Genomic DNA, 19,697 nt, shown 5'->3' with positions numbered 1-19,697 from the left:
AGGCCTTGTTTGCGGAGCCAGTCGAGCAAGCCCGCGATGCCGGCCTTGGTGTTGTCGATGACTTTGGTCTTGCGTTTGCCGGCTGCTACGTCAACGAGCAGGCAGCAGTCGAGTTTGGCTTTGGAAACGTCGATACCGAGAAAGTGCATGATGAGAAAAGATCGAGAAGATGAAGAAAGTGCCACGTCGCCCACTTGCCTTGTGCATACAGGGTCGCGCCCTTGGCTACCGTTCAGTGTCTAATTGGCGAGGAGGGTGAGGCAGCGGGCTTGATCTACGTCGCAAGGTCCAGGCCTTCAGGGGGGGTCCAAGCTGCCGCTGCCTCGTGTGATGGGAGCTAACCATCACGGGAAACAAGATACAAGGGGGGGTTAGCAGGTAACTGCGTAACCCGCGGGTGATCACCCAACATGGTGCGGCGGATTACTGATCAGTACATGTAGGGCGGATCACCCAACGGGCGATCTACCGGTGACCGCGCATTGCGGCGGAACGCCCTTCGGGTGTTCCGCCCTACGCCTTTGCGATGACATCGACCCTAGCCCGGACGCATTTTTGCGGCCGGGGGGTGTCTTCGATAACCATTGCAACCCCGGCCGGCAAGCCGTCCGGGCTACGCGGTAAGTTCATCGCTGCAATGAAAAACGGGTGCTCAGAAGCACCCGTTTTACTTTGAAGCTGCAAAGCAATCAGAGCGCCGCGACCACGGCATCACCCATCGCCGAGCAGGAGATTTTCTCCGTGCCCGCTTCGTAGATATCGCCCGTGCGCAGGCCCTTGGCGAGCACTGCCTTCACGGCGTTTTCGATGCGCGCGGCCGACTCTTCGGCGTTGAAGCTGTAACGCAACATCATCGCAGCGGACAGGATGGTGGCCAGCGGGTTGGCAATGTCCTTGCCGGCGATATCCGGCGCGGAACCGTGGCTCGGCTCGTACATGCCCTTGTTGTTCTGATCCAGCGACGCCGACGGGAGCATGCCGATCGAGCCGGTGAGCATCGAGGCTTGGTCGGAGAGGATGTCGCCGAAGATGTTGCCGGTCACCATCACGTCGAACTGCTTCGGGTTGCGCACGAGCTGCATCGCAGCGTTGTCGACGTACATGTGGGAGAGCTCGACGTCCGGATATTCCTTGGCGAGATCGGTCATGATCTCTTTCCAGAATTCGGTCGTTTCCAGCACATTGGCCTTATCGACCGAACAGAGCTTCTTGCCACGCTTTTGCGCCGCCTGGAACGCCACACGGCCGATGCGGCGGATTTCGGATTCCGCATACACCATCGTGTTGAAGCCTTCGCGCTCGCCAGCCTCGTTCACACGTATGCCACGCGGTTGGCCGAAGTAGATGTCACCGGTCAGCTCGCGCACGATCAGGATATCCAGGCCGCTCACCACTTCCGGCTTCAGTGTCGACGCATTCGCAAGTTCCGGGTACAGGATCGCCGGGCGCAGGTTGGCGAACAGGTTCAAATCCTTGCGAATCGCCAACAGGCCGCGTTCAGGGCGCAGCGGGCGATCGAGCTGGTCGTACTTCGGGCCACCGACTGCGCCAAGCAGCACTGCATCTGCAGCACGCGCCAGCTTCTGGGTGAATTCTGGATACGGTGCGCCATAGGCGTCGTATGCAGCACCGCCCAGCGGGGCTTCTTCGAGTTCGATTTTCAGCCCATCGCGCTTGAGTACATCGAGCACTTTCTTGGCTTGATTGATGATTTCCGGGCCAATACCGTCACCGGGGAGAACGAGGATTTTCATGGCGTATTCACTTTTGCACTGCAGTTAAAAGAAAAAAGCGGGGGCAAGCCCCGCTTTGCCTGGGATAGCGGGCTATCAGCTGTGCGAAACCTTGTACTCCACATCGCAATCGGTCATCACGATGACGCGCGGGTGGGTTTGCAGCAGTGATGCCGGGATTTCCGTGGTGATCGGGCCGTTGAGCGTGCGGTCAAGTATCTCGGCCTTTTCCATGCCCTTCACCACCAGCAGAATGGCCTTGGCGTGGAGAATGGAGCCCATGCCCATGGTGATGGCGTGGGTCGGCACTTCGTCCAGGCTGTTGAAGAACCGCTTGTTGGCTTCGCGGGTTTCCGCCTTCAGGGTGACCTTGTGGGTGAAACGCGAGAGGTGGCTATCCGGCTCGTTGAAGCCGATATGGCCGTTGTGACCAATGCCCAACAGTTGCAGATCGACTGGGCCTTGCTGGTAAAGCATTTCGTCGTAACGACGACCTTCACCATCGATATCGGCAGCGTTGCCGTTCGGCACGTGGGTGTTCTCGGCCCTGATATCGATATGGTCAAACAGGTTGCGCTGCATGAAAGCGCGGTAGGACTCGGGATGCGTAATCGGCAGGCCGACATATTCATCGAGGTTGAAGGTCTTCGCTTCCTTGAAACTCACCAGACCCTGCTGATAACTTTTGACGATCTCTTGGTAGAGGCCGACCGGGGTACCGCCGGTTGCCATGCCCAGCACTGCATTGGGTTTGGCGCGGACGGCGGAGATGATCAGGTCTGCCGCAGCGCGGTCGAGATCAGCCTGGTTCTTGAATTTGTGCAGGATCATGATTGTTTTCTTTCCTCTTGAGTCAGCCAACTTTTGCAGTCTAGCGAATTTTTATGGTGCTGGGTGACGCGGAGTCCTCCATAGACCGCCGCGCCCCCGTTTGCCCGGCAAGCCGGGCAGGTCCTGCTTTCAAACTTTTGAAACCTTAAACAAACAACCAAGGTTGCTGCGCCTTGCGCTTTTCTTCGAACACGCGGATTTCTTCGGCGTGTGCCAGCGTCAGGCCGATCTCATCCAACCCGTTCAGCAAGCAATGTTTACGGTGGGCGGTGATATCAAAACTGAACGATTGGCCGGCCGGTGTGGTCACCGTTTGTTGCTCCAGATCGATCGCGAGTTGGTAGCCTTCGGTGGCCTCAGCCTCACTAAACAACTGATCGACCACTTCGGTGGACAACACGATCGGCAGCAGGCCGTTCTTGAAGCAGTTGTTAAAGAAAATATCGGCAAAGCTCGGGGCGATGACAGCGCGGAAACCGTAGTCTTCGATCGCCCACGGTGCGTGTTCGCGGCTTGAACCACAGCCAAAGTTATCACGTGCCAGCAGCACTTGCGCACCGGCATAACGCGGGAAGTTGAGCACGAATTCCGGGTTGATCTGGCGCTTGCTGTTGTCCATGCCCGGCTCGCCGTGATCCAGGTAGCGCCACTCGTCAAACAGGTTCGGGCCGAAGCCGGAACGCTTGATCGACTTGAGGAACTGCTTGGGAATGATGGCGTCAGTATCGACGTTGGCGCGGTCAAGCGGGCAAACCAGGCCGTTCAATTGGGTAAATGGTTTCATGGCTATTTATTCGCCTTTTCCTCGATCTTGTCGCCCAGTTTCTGCATATCCTGACCGAAGCCCTTCATGGTGTTGCAGCCGGCCAGTCCTGCGAATGCCAACCCGGCCAACAGCGTAACAACGATCGATTTCACGGCGAAAACTCCTTGTCTGTGTACGTTAAGCGAAAGTGCGAACGTCGACGAAGTGGCCGGCAATCGCGGCGGCGGCGGCCATCTCCGGGCTGACGAGGTGGGTGCGGCCACCCTGCCCTTGCCGACCTTCGAAATTGCGGTTGCTGGTAGAGGCGCAACGCTCGCCCGGCTCCAGCCGGTCTGCGTTCATCGCCAGGCACATCGAGCAACCCGGTTCGCGCCATTCAAAACCGGCAGCGATGAAAATCTTGTCCAGCCCTTCCGCTTCCGCCTGGCGCTTGACGAGGCCGGAACCCGGCACCACCAGCACCAGCTTCACGTTGGCGGCCTTTTGCTTGCCCTTGGCGATGCCGGCAGCGGCGCGCAAATCTTCGATGCGGCTGTTGGTGCAGGAGCCAATGAACACCTTGTCGACCGGGATATCGGTCAGCGGCGTATTGGCGGTCAGGCCCATGTATTGGAGTGCGCGCTCGTAGCTACCCTTCTTGACCGGATCAGCTTCGGCAGCCGGATCGGGCACGCGGCCATTCACGGCCAGCACTTGTTCGGGGCTGGTGCCCCAAGTGACTTGCGGCTCGATCTCTTCAGCCTTGAGGACGACCACGCTATCGAACTGCGCGCCTTCATCGGAAACCAGCGTTTTCCAGTATTCAACGGCGGCATCCCACTGTTCACCCTTGGGCGAGAACGGGCGGTCTTTCAGGTAGGCGATGGTCTTGTCGTCCACGGCCACCATGCCGGCGCGTGCGCCACCTTCGATCGCCATATTGCACAAGGTCATGCGGCCTTCCACTGACAGGCCACGAATCGCGCTACCGCCGAACTCGACCGCGTAACCCGTACCGCCGGCAGTGCCGATCTTGCCGATGATGGCGAGTGCCACGTCCTTGGCGGTCACGCCCTGGCCCAATTGGCCATCCACGCGGATCAGCATCGATCTGGATTTCTTGGCGACCAGCGTTTGCGTGGCCATCACGTGCTCGACTTCCGAGGTGCCGATACCGTGCGCCAACGCTGCGAACGCGCCGTGGGTGGAGGTATGGCTATCACCACAAACGACGGTCATGCCGGGCAAGGTCGCGCCGTTTTCCGGGCCAACCACGTGGACGATGCCTTGGCGCTCGTCCTTGAACGGGAAATAGGCCAATGCACCGAACGCGCGGATGTTGGCATCCAGCGTTTCCACTTGTTGGCGCGAAATCGGGTCCTGGATGCCTTGATCCCAATGATCGGTCGGGGTGTTGTGATCGGCGGTGGCGACGATGGAATGGTTGCGCCACGGCTTGCGGTTGGCCAGACGCAGGCCTTCGAACGCTTGCGGGCTGGTCACCTCATGCACGAGGTGACGATCGATATACAAAAGACAGGTGCCATCCGCTTCTTCGCGGACCACGTGCGATTGCCAGAGTTTGTCGTACAGCGATTGAGCGCTCATGGGTCGATGTCCAATTTTCTAATACACATTCGGAATAACCAGAATCATACCGTGCCGGATGGGTGCGACAAACCATCTTGCTGCAAGGCGGTTTTTCGCGATGGCACAGTGCGGATGGACAGATTAGGGGTAGCGGTTTTTTCCAACAAGACCAGGAAATATACTGGTATATATAGTAATTGGTAACAGGATAATCCTTTATAAAACCAGTCCCCTCGCCCACTTGTGGGAGAGGGTTAGGGCGAGAGTGCTTGCAAAGGACACAGTACTTGGCACGCCCCTCTCCCCCAGCCCATCTCCCGCAAGCGTGAGAGGGGAGCTACAGCTCAAACAAGGTGTTCCTCATGTCCTCCCAACGCAAAGAACTCGGTGATTTTCTGATGGCGCTGCGCCAGAAATGCGAGCCAGCTGCATTTGGCTTTCCAGCCGGACTGCGGCGGCGCACGCAAGGTTTGCGGCGTGAGGAAGTCGCCCAGCTCGCCGCCATCAGCCCGACCTGGTACGCCTGGATCGAGCAAGGCCGCGACATCAGCGTCTCCAGCGATGTGCTCGACCGCCTGGCTGATTCCCTCCGCATGGATAAAACCCAGCGTGCGTATCTGTTCGAGCTGGCTGGCCGCCACGACGCCCGCCCGGCGCGGCCGGAGCACGATATGCCGCCCGAGACCTTGCAACAGCTCGTCGATGGCTTTGCCTACCCGGCCTATGTGCTGGGGCGTTATTGGGATGTGTTAGCGTCGAACCCGCCTGCGCAGGCGTTGTTTGGCAACTGGCTCAACGCGGGGGCCGATGCCGAAGATGCGTCAGATACGACACCGCCCAACCTGCTGCGTTTCGTCTTTCTCGACCCGGCCGCCCGCACGCTGGTTGAGGATTGGGAAACCCGCGCCCGTCGCCTCGCCGCCGAATTCCGCGCCGACTGTCGGACTGATCTGGACGACACGAATCTGCAACAGCTGGTCGATACGCTGGCTCAGGCCAGTCCAGAGTTTGCGCGCTACTGGAAACTGCATGATGTGCTGGAACGCCAAGGTGGCTTGCGGGGCTTCAATCATCCGACCCGTGGGCGACTGACTTATCAACAAGTCACGTTTCGGCTGGTGGATCAGGAGCACCTCAAGCTGGTGCTGCTCACGCCGGAATCCGCCTGAGCGCTTGTTTTAGTATTTTTTTGTCCCCTCTCCCACTCGTGGGAGAGGGTAGTGAAAAGAACACTGCATGTGGCACGCCCCCTCTCCCCCGGCCCACTCCCACTTTCCCCGAACAAGGTTAGAAGCCTTGCACGGGATGTGAGCGGAAAGAAAACCTGCCAGCAAGGGATCATGAACAGGCTTGGAATCGATTGCCGCCGTACCACCACACCGGAATAATCGCTCTCCTCATCATTCAACCGGGAAAACTGATGCGCCGACTCCTGATTCTGCTGGCCTTGCTGACCAGTGCAGCCAACGCCGCCAACTGCCGCGACACCGCCAGCGACATCGCCCGCAAAACCGGCGTGAATGCCAATGAACTGACCAGTGCACTGGTCAGTATCAACAACACCGGCCGCCTGCCGGATCAATTCGTCACCAAGCGGCAAGCCCGCGATGCCGGCTGGCAACCGGGCCGCGATCTATGGCGCGTGTTGCCCAATCACAGCATCGGCGGCGATCGCTTCGGCAATCGCGAGCACCAGTTGCCACCGGGTGGCCAGTATCGCGAGGCCGACCTGGACTACCGAGGCGGCAAACGCGGCGCGAAGCGGTTGATCTTCGATCCGCGCGGCCGCCGTTTTATTACTGTCGATCACTACCAAACCTTCACCGAGGTGCCCCAATGTCAAAACTGATCCCGACACTCAGCCCTGCGCCGAAGCCTGAGCCACGGCAAATCTTGCTGGTTGAAGTTCGCACGCTGGACGACATCTACGACCAGCTCACCCGACAACTGCCCTTCCCCGAGCATTTCGGCCGCAATCTGGATGCGCTGTATGACGTGCTGACCGGCGAACTGGAAGGCCCGCTGGCCATTGTCTGGCACGATGCACCGCACGCGCTGGAATTGCTCGGCGAAGAAGACTTCGAGGCTGTGCTGGACGTGCTCAATGATGCCGCCGATGAGCGTGGCGATCTGGATATCGTGATTGGCGCGAGCGCCTGACGCTCGTCACCATCGCGCGCCAATCACTGGCAGTCAGCCGCAGCGCTGTATGCGGCCCATGAAAAAACCGCCTTTGGCAGGCGGTCGACGCATTGATTTCGATGTGGTTTATTTGCCGGGCCCAGCGAGGGTGTCTTCCAGTTTCGCCGGGGCGACCTTGGGAATCTTGCGGCGCACGTAGAGCGTTTTCTTCACCTGCGCCACAAGCTCATTCTGCGCATTCACCACGTCCACGGTGAATTCCGGCAGATATTTCTGCCCATCGGACGTCTGCGCCCGAATGGTAGCCAGCGTGATGTCATCCAGCCGGAACTTCGCCGTCACCACACCCCGACCCGGCGCGACATATTCGATGCTGGCGCTCTTGTCCCACACGATGTACTCCGACCCCAGCCGTTGCAGCAGCATCAGCATGTAAAACGGATCAGTCATCGCGAACAGGCTGCCGCCGAAGTGAGTGCCAACATAGTTGCGGTTGTACCAATGCTGCTTGAGCTGGACTTCCACCTCGCGGTAATCGTTGGAGATGCGCACCACGCGGATGCCGGTGAACAGGAACGGCGGCCACAGATTCATGATGCGGCGGAGCGTGCTGGCTTTCATTTGCACGATGGGGCTTCCAGGGAGTATTCAAACCGGCAGACAGTCGCAAACCCTGCTGCTTCGCGTCAATGCGACAAAATCCCGCCAGCCGTGTTTGATGCCCTCGTAGCCCGGACGGCTTGGCCGGCCGGGGCCGCTGTGTGAACAAACCCCGACCACCCAAGGTGTCCGGGCTACGGGTGAAGCCTAACGTTTCCGCTGATAAGTCACATACGCAAACGCCACGCCCTTGGCGCTCACTTGCTCGTCCCGCTCGGTTTCTTGCCAATCGTTGCGATCGAATGCGGGGAAATAAGCATCGCCTTCCGGGCTGAGTGCCACTTCGGTGAGATAAAGCGCATCGGCCAGCGGCAGCGCCTGACGGTAGATTTCGCCACCACCGATCACGAACAGCGTCTCCACGTCTTTGCATGCCGCGGCGGCGGCTTCGATGCTCGGGAACACTTCTGCGCCAGCTGCCTGCCAATCGGCATTGCGGCTCACCACCAAGTGACGACGGCCTGGCAGCAGGCCCGGCAAGGATTCGAACGTCTTGCGGCCCATCAGCATCGGGCTGCCCATCGTCAGCGCCTTGAAGCGCTTGAGGTCTTCCGGCAAATGCCAGGGCAGCTTGTTGTCGATGCCGATCACGCCGTTCTGGCCGACGGCGGAAATCAATGCAAGGCGCATGGGTGCGGGTTCCATCATGATGACAAGCCGCTTAGTTTACCTGACCACCGCCTTTGATCCGCCCGGCGAATGTGCCGGGCGTTGGCCGCCCAGCGGTGTGCCGGTACAAGCCGTCAGCTTGAAGTAGCGGCAGCAGTAGCTGATTGCATGACACTGTTCTACAGCGTTAGCAATGGGCGCGTTTTCCGGCAGAAGACGAAAACGGCGCTCACCGTGCAACGTAAGCCGCCCATACCCTACTTTCCCCGCGGAGCCCCCGCATGAAACGTATTTCCCGGCCGTTGCCATGCAAGACAGAGTGGCGATGGATCGCCTCGTTGCTGGCCACGCTGCTGCTCGTCATATCGGTGAGCGGAACGGCAGCGAATACGCGCATCGAACTCGCCACCGGCGACTGGCCGCCGTACGCCATCCAGAACGCCGCGCCTCATGACGGGGTGTGCTCCGAGATCATCCGCCGGGTGTTCGCCAGCATCGGCTACGAGGCCTCATTCAGCTATGTGCCTTGGACGCGTGCGGAGACACTGGTCAAGAACGGCAAGGTCTGGGCCAGCTATCCCTATATGCAAACGGAAAGCCGGGCCGAGCAGTTCGACTTTTCCGCGCCACTGGTCGATGCAATCGCCCGCGTGTTTTATTTGCGTAGCCGCTTCCCGCAGGGCGTCGATCTGCACGACTGGGCGGACATGGGCAAATATCACGTGGGTGGTGTGCACGGTTACTGGTACGAACAGCGTTTGAGCAGCCTCGGGATCGTGATCGAGTATTCAACGACGGATGAAAACGCGTTCCGTCGGCTGATTTCCGGGCAGACCGATTTGTTGATTTCAGAAGACATGGCCGCTCGCGAGATGGTGCGCCAGCACTGGCCTGAGCACCTCGCCGATCTGGCGGGCGCGGAGCACCCCATCCAACCCAATCACCTCAGGCTGATGGTATCGCGCAGCTATCCAGGCCACGCTGAGTTGCTGCAGCGGTTCAATGCTGCGCTGGCCCGGTTCAAGAGCAGCCCGGAGTATGGAAAGTTGCTGCAGCGCTATGGGGTGGGGGATCGGGCGAATCGAGTGAGTGATACGTTGGTTAGTCCTGCAGCAACGCCGTGATGTATGAACGACGTACCACAGTAATCGGTCCCCTCTCACATCCCGTGCAAGGCTTTGCCTTGTTCAGGGAAAGTGGGAGAGGGCTAGGGTGGGGAAAAGAACGCGGCCAGTGGTAGTGCCCTCACCCCCGGCCCCTCTCCCGTAAACGGGCGAGGGGAGACAACCAGGCAGCGCAGCTCAATTTGAAACGCTGCCTCATCAACCCAAGAAAACCGCATACGCGGTTTCGCTAAAGTGAGTCGGCATGCGGGACGAACTCCCGCTTGTAATGCCTTTACTCGTGCCAAAGACGCATAAAACAACACCGGCCCAAAGCCGGTGTTGTCAACGCACGGATTAAATAATCAAACCGCCACTGGCGCCTTGATCGCCGGCCAAGACTCATATCCCACCAATTCAAAATCCTCGAATTCAAACGCAAAGATATCTTTGCGTGCCGGATTGATCTTCATCTGCGGCAAAGCCTTTGGTGCACGCGATAACTGTTCGGTTACCTGCTCGAAATGATTGCTGTAGATATGGCAATCCCCACCCGTCCAGACAAAATCGCCCGGCTGCAGATCACACACCTGCGCCATCATCAACACCAGCAAGGCATACGAGGCAATGTTGAACGGCACGCCGAGGAACAGATCGGCGCTGCGCTGATAGAGCTGGCAGCTCAACTTGCCGCGCTGATCGCTATCTCCCGGCTGTGCCGGCGCAACGTAGAACTGGAAAAACGCATGGCATGGCGGCAGGGCCATGTTTTCGATTTCGCCGACGTTCCAGGCGGAGACAATGATGCGGCGTGAATCAGGGTTGGTTTTGAGTTGCTTCACCACCTGCGCAATCTGATCGATATGGCGGCCGGCGGCAGTCGGCCAGCTGCGCCATTGATAGCCATAGATCGGGCCAAGTTCACCGTGTTCGTCGGCCCATTCATTCCAGATCGATACGCCACGCTCTTTCAGCCAATTGTTATTGGTCTCGCCGCGCAGGAACCACAGCAGTTCGTAGACGATGGATTTGAGGTGGACTTTCTTGGTGGTGACCAGCGGAAAACCTTCCGCCAGGTTGAAGCGCATCTGGTGGCCGAACACCGAGACCGTGCCGGTGCCAGTGCGGTCTTCCTTCTTTACGCCGTGGTCGAGAACGTGTTGCAGCAGGTCGAGGTATTGGCGCATGGGCGGCTCCGAAGGTTCAGCGAATCAATTTCAAGAGCCGGATTCTACCTGATCCCTACTCGGACTGATCCGACCCGATGCTGGCGGGGTCGGGGCATCGACCGGCAAGGTGACGATAAAGGTCGCGCCGTGGCCGAGCAGGCTTTCGCAGCGCACTTCGCCGCCCATTTCCTCCACCAGCCGGCGCACGATGGAAAGACCAAGGCCGGTTGCGTGTTCGCCGCCCGTGGGCACGGCGGAAAGACGCGAGAACTTGCGGAACAGCTTGCCCATTTCATGCGCAGCGATGCCGGGGCCGGAGTCAACGATGCGCAGCGTAACGTGCGTTTGATCCCGATAAGCGCCGATGCGGATGAGGGTCTGGTACGGCGCGTATTTGCTGGCGTTGGAAATCAGGTTGTCGAGCACCTGCCACAGCGCCTGCCGATCCACGCTGAATACGATGTTGCTGGGGGTATAGAGCAGATTCTGGCGCTTTTCCTCCAGACGGGTTTCCCAGGCTTTTTGCAGCTCTGGGATCAGCACATCGAGGGTGAGCATTTCTGGATGCAAGCGGAACTGGCCTGCTTCCAGCGTGTGGATATCCAGCAGGTTGCCGAGGATGCGCTGGATGCGGTCGGCGTGTTCATTGATGCCGTGCAGGCGCTCTTTCACACGCTCCTGCGGCCATTCGTCCAACCGAGCGGCAATCAGGCTGGCCATGCCGCCGATGCTGGCGACCGGGTTCTTGAGATCGTGCGCGGCAATGGTCAGCAGGTCGTTCTTTTCCGCATCGAGCGCGGTGAGGCGCAGGTTGGCGGATTCCAGTGCGGTGTTACGGATGGCGAGCTGCTCGGTGCGCTCGGCGACTTGTTCTTCCAGATGCTGGCGGTGGTGTTCGACCGTGCGCGACATATCATCGAAGGCGCGGGCCAGTTCGCCGATTTCGTCGTTGCGGGCGGTATCCAGCTCGCTGGTTCGCTTGCCCTCGGCCAAGGCGGAGATGGCGTTTTTCAGGCGGTTGAGCGGCCGGCTCACATCCACGCGCAGCACCCAGGCGAGCAAGCCCAGCTCGACCATCAGGGCGACCAATCCCAACAGCAGCACCATGCTGGCCGCGAGCGCCGCCTGCTGCTGCAGCAAGCGCTTGGGATAGACAATGACGAACAGCCAATCCGCGCCCCGAATCGGCGCGACGCCAAGCCAGTATTTGCCATCGGCGGATTCGACAAAGCGCTGTTTGTCGCCCGCGCTCATCGCAGCATGGAAGAAACCAGCCAGCTGCGGATCGTGTTGCTTGTTGAGGTTGTAACGCCCCATGTTGGCGAAAATCTGCTTCATGCGCTCGCCATGCGCGATCAGATCGCCATCGCGGGTGACGATGAAATTGGTGGTGCCGGCAATGCTGATGTTGTTGGTGCGATCGATCAGTTGTTCGATGAGCACGTCCTGCCCGGAACCGCCGATGTATTTGCCGAGGTAATCGATCGGCGTCACCACCGACACCATCCACTGCAGCGCCTGTTTGTCGTAATAGATGCCGGTCCAGAATGTCTTGCGATCGGGGTTTCGCCCAGGCGTAGCACCGATCTCTGTATCCAGCTCTTCGCCGAAACTCGCCACCGAGCCATTGCGGGCATAGTTGAGATCCGGCAGGAACATCAGGCTGCAATCCGAGACGTTCAGATCGATGAAGGTGTCGTAATAGCGGTTGCGGAACGCCGGGCCGTACTGGGTGAGCAAGTCGTAGCCGAGCAACACCTGCCGCTTGAATTCAGGCGTGAGCGGCACCTTGGGCATGATGGCGACGGTGGCCTTGTATTCGAAGTCATCCAGCGTGGCCTTGATGCGCCGCATGCCGTCGCGGTCAGTGCCGATCAGCGCGTCGAAGCGGGGGCTGGGGTCGGATTGCTGCATGGCGGCGTAGCGGCGGACGAACTCGTTGCGCACCAGCTTGGTATTGGTTTCCGCCTGCAAGAACAGCTCGCTCTCCATCTGGCTGCGCGCCGTGATGTATTTCTCCAGGCTGGAGAGCGCTTCTTCTTGCAAACTCACATAGCTGAAGTAGTAGCTGAGTGCGGAAAGCAGGATCGCCGTCAGCGCAATGCGGATCGCCATATTGCGCAGGACACGACGAAACAGGCTGGATGGCGGGGCGGCGGGTGGATTCATCCGGCGAGGATAATGCAGCCTGCATACATCGCCAAATTAATGTCGAGTTGATGTCGGCATTGCGTTGGCTTGGCGTCAGGCCAGATCACCATCCGATGGGAATTCCGTCTGCAAGGCGACGTACATTACCTCAAGGATTTCCAGATCTTCCATTCCACCCGGCGTGCGCAATGGCACCGTATCGCCCTCGCGCGCCTTGAGCAGCGCCCGCGCCACGGGCGACGTCCAGCTGATGTAGTTGCGCTTCAGATCGGTCTCGTCGATGCCGACGATGGCGACGGTTTCTTCCCGGCCGTCTTCACGCAGATAAGTGACCGTGGCGCTGAAGAAGATTTGATCGGTGGCCTCACGGGTTTCCGGGTCGACCACTTCGGCGTTTTCCAGCCGCTTTTGCAGAAAGCGGATACGCCGGTCGATCTCGCGCAGCCGGCGTTTGCCATATTGGTAATCGGCGTTTTCCGAGCGATCGCCATTGCTGGCCGCCCAGTTCACCACTTGCGTGACGTGCGGGCGCTCCTTGTGCACGAGTTCGTACAGCTCGGTACGCAGACGATTCCAGCCACCCGGCGTCATGTAGTTCTTGCTGCCGACGGGCACCGCCATTTCTGGCGGCAGGTCGTCATCGTCGTTATCGGATTCTTTGGTGAAGGCTTTATTCATGGGCGTACAACATGTTCTTGCAGCGGATCATTCAAACCGGGCGGAGTTGCTCGTCGACGGAACGCGTCTTTTCCATGACCACGTCGCCGGTATGCAGGGTGGATTTGCGCTCGATCAACATGAGGTGGCACTCCTCCTCGGCAACGGGGTTATGCCGCACGCCCTTGGGCACGACGAACATTTGGCCTTCGCTCAAATCGACCGTTTCCTGCTCCATCTCGATGCGTAGCCGCCCCTTGAGGATGTAGAACAACTCGTCTTCGTGCTCGTGGCTATGCCACGTGAGCGAGCCGTGCACCTTGGCAACTTTGACGAACGAGTCGTCAACTTCACCGACGACGCGTGGCGACCAGTGCTCAGACAATGCAGCGGCGACTTCCTTGAGCGAAACGGCTGATGGCATCTGGATTTCCTTGGGGGGTAAACAATGCTTCAAACCTGTTTGCGGCCATTTCTCCCCTCGCCCACTTGTGGGAGAGGGGCCGGGGGTGAGGGTCGTACAACATGCATCGACCTCCGCAAGCACCCTCTCCCTAACCCTCTCCCACAAGTGTGAGAGGGGACAAACTGCGCTTATTCGCGAGCCTGCCCGTTCAACTTGAGGCCCGCCCACTTCACCACCGTCAGCACTTCGGTTTCCGACAACTCATAGAACTGCCCACGCTTGAGGCGTGACGGCAGGTTGAGCATGCCGAAGCGCACACGCATCAAGCGGCTCACGGTCAGTTCGAAGTGTTCGAACATCCGGCGCACTTCGCGGTTGCGGCCTTCTTTGAGGATGACGTGATACCAGTGGTTCTGGCCTTCGCCACCGGCGGCGACGATGCTTTGGAACTTGGCCGGGCCGTCGTCGAGCTGGATGCCCTTGCGCAGTGCGGATAGTTGCTCTTCGGTCAGCTCCCCCAGAACACGTACGGCGTATTCGCGTTCGACTTCAAAGCTCGGGTGCGTCATGCGGTTGGCGAGATCGCCGGAGGTAGTGAACACCAGCAAGCCACTGGTGTTGAAGTCCAGCCGGCCGACGGCAACCCATTTGCTGGATGCCACGCGTGGCAAGCGATCGAACACGGTGGCGCGGCCTTCCGGATCATCACGGGTGACCAGCTCGCCTTCCTGCTTGTGATACAGCACCACGCGCGGCAAGCGGTCTTGCCACTTGAGCGGAATGCGCTTGCCGTCGATACGGACATCATCGCCCGGTTTGATCTTGGCGCCGAGTTCGGCCACCTTGCCGTCCACGGTCACACGGCCAGCGGCAATCCACTCTTCCATCTCGCGACGCGAACCGATGCCGGAGAACGCCAGCGCTTTCTGCAAGCGCTCTTCGCCGACCTGATCGGAGGTCAGGCGCTTGGCGCGCAGTTGCTTCTGGATCGCGACGACTTTTTGTGAATCCGGCCGGGTTTGCATGCGCTTGGCACGAGCGACGGATGACGGCGCTTTGCCACGCACGCCGGGCGAACGCGGCTTGGCACCTGCGCTGCCCTGACCTTCGCCGCTGCGGCCTTCAGGACGACCTTCGCCACGTGCCGTTGTGGCTGCTGCCGGTTTGCCGCTGCTGCGCGGTTTGCCACCCGCCTCTTCCGGCCGGCCAAACCACTCGCCTTTTTCCTTCGGCGTGCGGGCCTCTTGCCGGGCACGGCGAACGTCGCCGGTACGCAGGCTGGCCGGCTTGCTGGCCGGTTTACCAGTGGACGACTTGCCCTGGCGCGGATTGCCTTCGCCGGTGGCACTTGCTGGAGTCGCTGGCTTGCCGCGACCGCCTTGTGCTTGCCCTTCCGGCGCGGCTTTGGGCGACGAACCGTAGGGCTTGGGGCGGCCACCCGTAGCGCCGGCCTTGGGGGGCAAGGCTTGCTTGGCGCGATCCTGCCCGTGGGCGCGTTCTTCACGAATCGCGGGCTGAGGACGGCGGGCGCGGGTTTCTTTCATGGCGAATCCAATTCTTTAGAAAATCTGGCGAAACGGTCGATTATACGCGTTTAAACGTAAGAGCCGCCTTGCGGCGGCTCTGTGGTAGGGCATTCAAGGTTCAGTTACCGGTGTAAAACGCAATCGCGCCCAAGCTCGTGAGACCGAGGTTGAAATGCTGATCGGCGAGTTTTTCATCGCTATCCCGCAATTCGGTGCGCCGCAAGATGTCATGCAGCACTTCCACTTCCTTGAACCACTTCAGCAAGCGCGTATCTGCGTTGATGAAGGCTTCGATCTTGTCTTTGGCATCCGATTCGCTGGCGACCAACACCAAACCGCCTTCGGTACTGCGCAGCTGGATGGCCGGTGGCACGTTCACGCCAAGCTGGCCCAGGTGTTCCAGCAAATCATCGCCATATCGTTTCAATTCGCTCGCAGCCTTTTGCCGGACATCGGCGAGCTTGATGCCTTCATCGGGGTCGCTCGCACCAAGAAAACGGGCAATCCCTTCGTCGAGCCCGTCTTCACCTTCCGGGCGGCTCAGTGGTTCAGTAACGCTATTCACAGCCGATTCCTCTTCTGGGTTCCAAATTTGCTACCACCATCGTAGGCAAACGGCCCGGTACGCAAAAGTCGAAATCGCCAACATTTACACTAAGTTACAAAACCAAACCCCTGATGGCGTAAAGGGTATCGAGCGCTTCGCGCGGGGTCATGCTATCGGGATCAAGCGCCAGCAAGGCTTCCAGCGCCGGGTGCGATTCCGGCTCATCCGTTTCAAACGCCGTGGGTGCAAACAGGTCCGGCTGACCGTTCGTCGAAATACTCGTTTGTTCCAATTCCAGCAATTTCTTCTTTGCGAGCCGGATCGCGTCTCTGGGTACGCCGGCGAGCTGCGCGACGGCGATCCCATAACTTTGCGATGCCGGCCCTTCCTGCACTGCATGCAGGAACACGATGCGGTCTTTGTGCTCGACCGCATCCAGATGCACGTTGGCGACGACGGGGTAATCCTGCGCCAGTCGCGTCAATTCGAAATAGTGGGTGGCAAACAAGGTGTAGGCGCGGTTCTTTTCGATCAGTTGCTTGGCAATCGACCATGCCAACGCGAGGCCATCGAACGTGGACGTACCACGCCCGACTTCGTCCATCAGCACCAGGGAGTGTTCGCTGGCGTTGTTGAGGATATTGGCCGTTTCGGTCATCTCGACCATAAAGGTGGAACGCCCGCCGGCCAAGTCGTCGCTCGCGCCGATACGGGTAAAGATGCGATCCACCTTGCCGATCACCGCCCGCGTGGCCGGCACGAAACTGCCCACATGCGCCAGCAGCACGATCAGCGCCACCTGCCGCATATAGGTCGATTTACCGCCCATGTTCGGGCCGGTGATCAGCAGCAATTTGCGGGTCAGGCTGAACTGCACACCGTTGGGGATGAAGTCGTCGATTTGTGCTTCCACCACCGGATGGCGACCGGCATCGATGTCGATGCGCATCTCATCAACGAACTCCGGCGCGATGTAGCCCCGACTGACCGCATGGGCGGCGAAGCCGGCCAGCACGTCGACGGTAGCCAGTGCCTGCGCGGCCAAACGCAAGGCGGCCAGATGGGTTTGCAACTGCGCCAGCACGGCTTCGAACAGCTGTTTTTCGAGCGCCAGCGCCCGGTCTTGCGCCGAGAGCGCCTTGTCTTCGAACGCCTTGAGTTCCGGCGTGATGTAGCGCTCGGCGTTCTTCATGGTCTGGCGGCGGCGGTAGTCCGGCGGCACCTGATCCAGATACGAGTTGGTGATTTCGATGAAGAAGCCGGCGACTCGGTTGTATTCCACCCGCAGTGTGGCGATGCCGGTGCGTTCACGCTCACGCGCCTCCATCTGCGCCAGATAGGCACCGCAATCGTTCTGAATGCCGCGCAGCTCGTCCAGCTCGGGCGAGTAACCATCAGCGATCACGCCGCCTTCACGCAGCAGCACCGATGGCTCGGGGAGGATGGCCGCCGCCAGCAACGCATGAATCGCCACATCCGGCGCGAGCGCTTGGGCGAGGCCGCCAAAGAACGGCGCATCCGGCAACGCAGCAATCAAGGACGGCAGTTGCGCCAGCGAATCCCGCAGGCTGGATAGATCACGCGGTCGGGCCGATTGCAGCGCGATGCGGCCGGCGATGCGCTCCACATCCGCCACCTGATCCAGCACTGCATGTAGATCGGCATATGCGCCGGTTTCCACCAATGCGCCAATCGCCTGCTGACGTTCCAGAATCCGCGCATGGTTGCGCAGCGGATGATGCAGCCAATGCCGCAGCAATCGCGAGCCCATGCCGGTCGCGCAGTTATCCAGCAGCGAGAACAAGGTCGGCGAGGGTTCGCCGCGAATGGTTTCGGTCAGCTCCAGATTGCGCCGCGTGGCCGCATCCAGCTCGATGTATTGCGTGGCGTGTTCGACTCGCAAACCAGCCAGCGCCGGCAGCGCCCCGCCCTGCGTAGTTCTCACGTACTCCAGCAACGCGCCTGCGCCACCGACTGCGAGCACCGGTTCGGTCACGCCGAAACCGGCCAGATCGTGGGTGCCGAAATGCCGACTGAGATTGCGCTCGGCGGTCTCGGCATCGAACTGCCACGGCGCAAGCTTGCGTACCGGAATTGTCAGGTTATTCAGCAGCGCCAGATCGGCATCGTCTGCCACCAGTACTTCGGCCGGGCGCAAGCGTTCCAGCTCCGAGCCCAGCTTTTCGATCTCGGTATCCATCAACGCGAAATCGCCGGAGGCCAACGACAACCACGCCATGCCCAGCCGCCCCTTGAATGGCACCAGCGCCAGCAGGCGGTTTTCCTGTTTGTCGTCCAGCAGCGCCGCATCGGTCAGCGTGCCGGGGGTGACGATCTTCACCACCTTGCGCTCGACCGGGCCTTTGCTGGTCGCCACATCACCCACTTGTTCGGCAATCGCCACCGATTCGCCCAGCTTCACCAGCTTGGCCAGATACACCTCGCAAGCATGGTAGGGAATGCCGGCCATGCGGATCGGCTGCCCGGCGCTCTGGCCACGGGTGGTGAGGGTGATGTCCAGCAGCTTGGAGGCCTTTACGGCGTCGTCGTAAAACAGCTCGTAAAAGTCGCCCATGCGAAAGAACAGCAGCTTGTCGGCGTTCTCGGCCTTGAGCTTGAGGTACTGCGCCATGAACGGGGTGTGCTGGGGCGTGGCGGAATCGGTTTTCTTGACCATGAAATCGGGAAGACGGCGAATTGCGGGAAGGGGGCGAGTTTACCGCGAGCGCGGGGAAGGCGGGACGGGACGACTCAACATCTCACTCATCTTCGCGTGGCGCAAAACGCTGACGCGCAATCGCTATGGACTGGTGCAACTTGACCTGCAGAGCCTCACGCGATGGCAAAACAGTCAGATATTCCGCCACATGAATGCTGCTTTTATCCAGCTCCAGCAGCTCAATCTGTTCCTGCGTCTTGCCGGTACACAGAATGATGCCCAGCGGCGGCGCTTCGCCGGCTTCCTGTTCGTACTTGGCCAGCCACCGCAGATAGAGCTCCATCTGCCCCTTGTAAGCCGCATCGAAATCGCCAATTTTCAGGTCGACGGCGACCAAGCGCTTCAGCTTGCGGTTGTAGAACAGCAGGTCGATGTAATAGTCGCGATGATCGATCTGCAGGCGCTTCTGGCGGGCAATAAAGGTGAAACCTGCACCGAGTTCAAGCAAAAAATGCTCGATCTCGCGCAGAATGGCGTCTTCCAGGTCTTTTTCCAGATAACGATCCTGCATCCCCAGGAAATCGAGCAAGTACGGATCTTTCAACATCACGTCCTGACTGACGTGGTCTTCATCACGCAGCGTTTCGATCTGATGCCGGATCGTTTCTTCCGGTTTGCGCGACAGCGCCGTACGCTCGAACAGCATCGACTGGATCTGCTTTTCCAACATGCGAGTGCTCCAGCGCTCTACGCGGCACATCTCAGCGTAAAAATCGCGCTTGAGCGGATCTTTCAGCGGAATCAGCGACTTGAAATGTGACCACCCCAATTGTCGCCACAGTGCCGCGACAATGTCCTTATCTGGAAAAGCTTCGGCGAACTGCATCATGCGCCGCAGGTTCTTTTCTTCGAACGAGCGGCCATAGTCGGCACTCAATTGTCTCGCCAGCGTCGCGACCACCTGCTGTCCGTATCCGGCGCGCTCGCCTTGCAGGATTTCACGGTGAATGCGTTGGCCGATCTGCCAATACAGCTGTGTCAGCTCAGCATTCGCCGTAACCGCCACACGCAGACGGGCCGAATCGATAAGTTGCCGGACCTCCGCAAGCAACGGTGCGTGTCCGGGCAGCAATGCATCGACTTCATTGCTCATATGAAACAATCCTTTC

Annotated in this window: 19 protein-coding genes and 1 pseudogene; 4 read left to right on the top strand and 16 right to left on the bottom strand. The window is 59.8% G+C overall.

The features are described 5' to 3' along the window. The 6 genes and pseudogenes from BR41_RS25160 to leuC form a co-directional block, all read right to left on the bottom strand. Window positions 1-149 (bottom strand): annotated as a pseudogene (locus BR41_RS25160) (IS110 family transposase); the annotation flags it as partial. Between the two features lie 540 nt (window positions 150-689). Next, window positions 690-1,754, bottom strand: coding sequence for a 3-isopropylmalate dehydrogenase (gene leuB, locus BR41_RS09345; RefSeq protein ID WP_035055552.1), 1,065 nt, complete (start codon window positions 1,752-1,754; stop codon window positions 690-692). 75 nt (window positions 1,755-1,829) lie between these two features. Further along, window positions 1,830-2,564: a glucosamine-6-phosphate deaminase gene (gene nagB, locus BR41_RS09340; RefSeq protein ID WP_035055550.1), complete on the bottom strand. Its 735-nt coding sequence runs from the start codon at window positions 2,562-2,564 to the stop codon at window positions 1,830-1,832. A 145-nt stretch (window positions 2,565-2,709) separates the two neighbouring features. Beyond that, the gene (gene leuD / locus BR41_RS09335) at window positions 2,710-3,348 is read right to left on the bottom strand and encodes a 3-isopropylmalate dehydratase small subunit (RefSeq protein WP_035055549.1); all 639 of its coding nucleotides are present in this window, start codon (window positions 3,346-3,348) and stop codon (window positions 2,710-2,712) included. Between the two features lie 2 nt (window positions 3,349-3,350). Further along, window positions 3,351-3,482, bottom strand: coding sequence for an entericidin A/B family lipoprotein (locus tag BR41_RS25155; RefSeq protein ID WP_035055548.1), 132 nt, complete (start codon window positions 3,480-3,482; stop codon window positions 3,351-3,353). A 25-nt stretch (window positions 3,483-3,507) separates the two neighbouring features. Continuing rightward, window positions 3,508-4,917 carry a 3-isopropylmalate dehydratase large subunit gene (gene leuC / locus BR41_RS09325; protein ID WP_035055546.1) on the bottom strand — a complete coding sequence of 470 codons (1,410 nt, stop codon included), beginning with the start codon at window positions 4,915-4,917 and terminating at the stop codon, window positions 3,508-3,510. A 344-nt stretch (window positions 4,918-5,261) separates the two neighbouring features. Between leuC and BR41_RS09320 the strand changes: the two genes are divergently transcribed. The 3 genes from BR41_RS09320 to BR41_RS09310 all read left to right on the top strand — a co-directional run bounded on the left by BR41_RS09320 (window position 5,262) and on the right by BR41_RS09310 (window position 7,059). Continuing rightward, on the top strand, window positions 5,262-6,068 hold the full coding sequence (locus BR41_RS09320; RefSeq protein ID WP_035055545.1) for a helix-turn-helix domain-containing protein: 807 nt from the start codon (window positions 5,262-5,264) through the stop codon (window positions 6,066-6,068). Between the two features lie 251 nt (window positions 6,069-6,319). Further along, window positions 6,320-6,748, top strand: coding sequence for a ribonuclease domain-containing protein (locus tag BR41_RS09315; protein ID WP_035055543.1), 429 nt, complete (start codon window positions 6,320-6,322; stop codon window positions 6,746-6,748). Then, window positions 6,736-7,059 (top strand): barstar family protein, encoded by a 324-nt coding sequence (locus tag BR41_RS09310; protein WP_051710575.1) that lies wholly within the window; start codon window positions 6,736-6,738, stop codon window positions 7,057-7,059. Before BR41_RS09315 ends, BR41_RS09310 begins: the two co-directional genes overlap by 13 nt. Window positions 7,060-7,167: 108 nt before the next feature. Here BR41_RS09310 and BR41_RS09305 read toward each other — a convergent pair whose 3' ends face one another. Both BR41_RS09305 and BR41_RS09300 read right to left on the bottom strand, forming a co-directional pair. Next, window positions 7,168-7,662: a DUF4442 domain-containing protein gene (locus BR41_RS09305; RefSeq protein ID WP_035055542.1), complete on the bottom strand. Its 495-nt coding sequence runs from the start codon at window positions 7,660-7,662 to the stop codon at window positions 7,168-7,170. 186 nt (window positions 7,663-7,848) lie between these two features. Continuing rightward, on the bottom strand, window positions 7,849-8,331 hold the full coding sequence (locus BR41_RS09300) for a dihydrofolate reductase (RefSeq protein WP_156970630.1): 483 nt from the start codon (window positions 8,329-8,331) through the stop codon (window positions 7,849-7,851). Between the two features lie 260 nt (window positions 8,332-8,591). Between BR41_RS09300 and BR41_RS09295 the strand changes: the two genes are divergently transcribed. Beyond that, window positions 8,592-9,434 carry a substrate-binding periplasmic protein gene (locus BR41_RS09295; RefSeq protein WP_084186954.1) on the top strand — a complete coding sequence of 281 codons (843 nt, stop codon included), beginning with the start codon at window positions 8,592-8,594 and terminating at the stop codon, window positions 9,432-9,434. A gap of 344 nt (window positions 9,435-9,778) precedes the next feature. On the opposite strand, the gene BR41_RS09290 is transcribed toward BR41_RS09295, so the two are convergent. The 8 genes from BR41_RS09290 to BR41_RS09255 form a co-directional block, all read right to left on the bottom strand. Then, complete coding sequence (locus BR41_RS09290) at window positions 9,779-10,600, bottom strand: thymidylate synthase (protein ID WP_035055536.1); 822 nt, start codon at window positions 10,598-10,600, stop codon at window positions 9,779-9,781. 30 nt (window positions 10,601-10,630) lie between these two features. Next, window positions 10,631-12,751 carry an ATP-binding response regulator gene (locus tag BR41_RS09285; RefSeq protein ID WP_035055535.1) on the bottom strand — a complete coding sequence of 707 codons (2,121 nt, stop codon included), beginning with the start codon at window positions 12,749-12,751 and terminating at the stop codon, window positions 10,631-10,633. Between the two features lie 75 nt (window positions 12,752-12,826). Continuing rightward, window positions 12,827-13,411, bottom strand: coding sequence for a transcription elongation factor GreB (gene greB / locus BR41_RS09280; protein WP_051710573.1), 585 nt, complete (start codon window positions 13,409-13,411; stop codon window positions 12,827-12,829). A gap of 31 nt (window positions 13,412-13,442) precedes the next feature. Continuing rightward, complete coding sequence (locus BR41_RS09275; protein ID WP_035055533.1) at window positions 13,443-13,814, bottom strand: cupin domain-containing protein; 372 nt, start codon at window positions 13,812-13,814, stop codon at window positions 13,443-13,445. 170 nt (window positions 13,815-13,984) lie between these two features. Continuing rightward, window positions 13,985-15,340 carry a 23S rRNA pseudouridine(2605) synthase RluB gene (gene rluB, locus BR41_RS09270; protein WP_035055532.1) on the bottom strand — a complete coding sequence of 452 codons (1,356 nt, stop codon included), beginning with the start codon at window positions 15,338-15,340 and terminating at the stop codon, window positions 13,985-13,987. Between the two features lie 100 nt (window positions 15,341-15,440). Beyond that, window positions 15,441-15,887, bottom strand: a complete 447-nt coding sequence (locus tag BR41_RS09265) for a hypothetical protein (protein WP_035055531.1) — start codon at window positions 15,885-15,887, stop codon at window positions 15,441-15,443. A 94-nt stretch (window positions 15,888-15,981) separates the two neighbouring features. Further along, window positions 15,982-18,546 (bottom strand): DNA mismatch repair protein MutS, encoded by a 2,565-nt coding sequence (gene mutS / locus BR41_RS09260; protein ID WP_051710571.1) that lies wholly within the window; start codon window positions 18,544-18,546, stop codon window positions 15,982-15,984. Window positions 18,547-18,628: 82 nt separating this feature from the next. Then, complete coding sequence (locus BR41_RS09255; protein WP_035055530.1) at window positions 18,629-19,681, bottom strand: PDDEXK nuclease domain-containing protein; 1,053 nt, start codon at window positions 19,679-19,681, stop codon at window positions 18,629-18,631. Between the last annotated feature and the right edge of the window lie 16 nt (window positions 19,682-19,697).

Origin of the sequence: Andreprevotia chitinilytica DSM 18519, assembly GCF_000711875.1 — a bacterium.
Classification (GTDB): domain Bacteria; phylum Pseudomonadota; class Gammaproteobacteria; order Burkholderiales; family Chitinibacteraceae; genus Andreprevotia; species Andreprevotia chitinilytica.
Note: the sequence above shows the minus strand (reverse complement) of the source record. Positions and strands in the feature narration are given on the sequence as shown.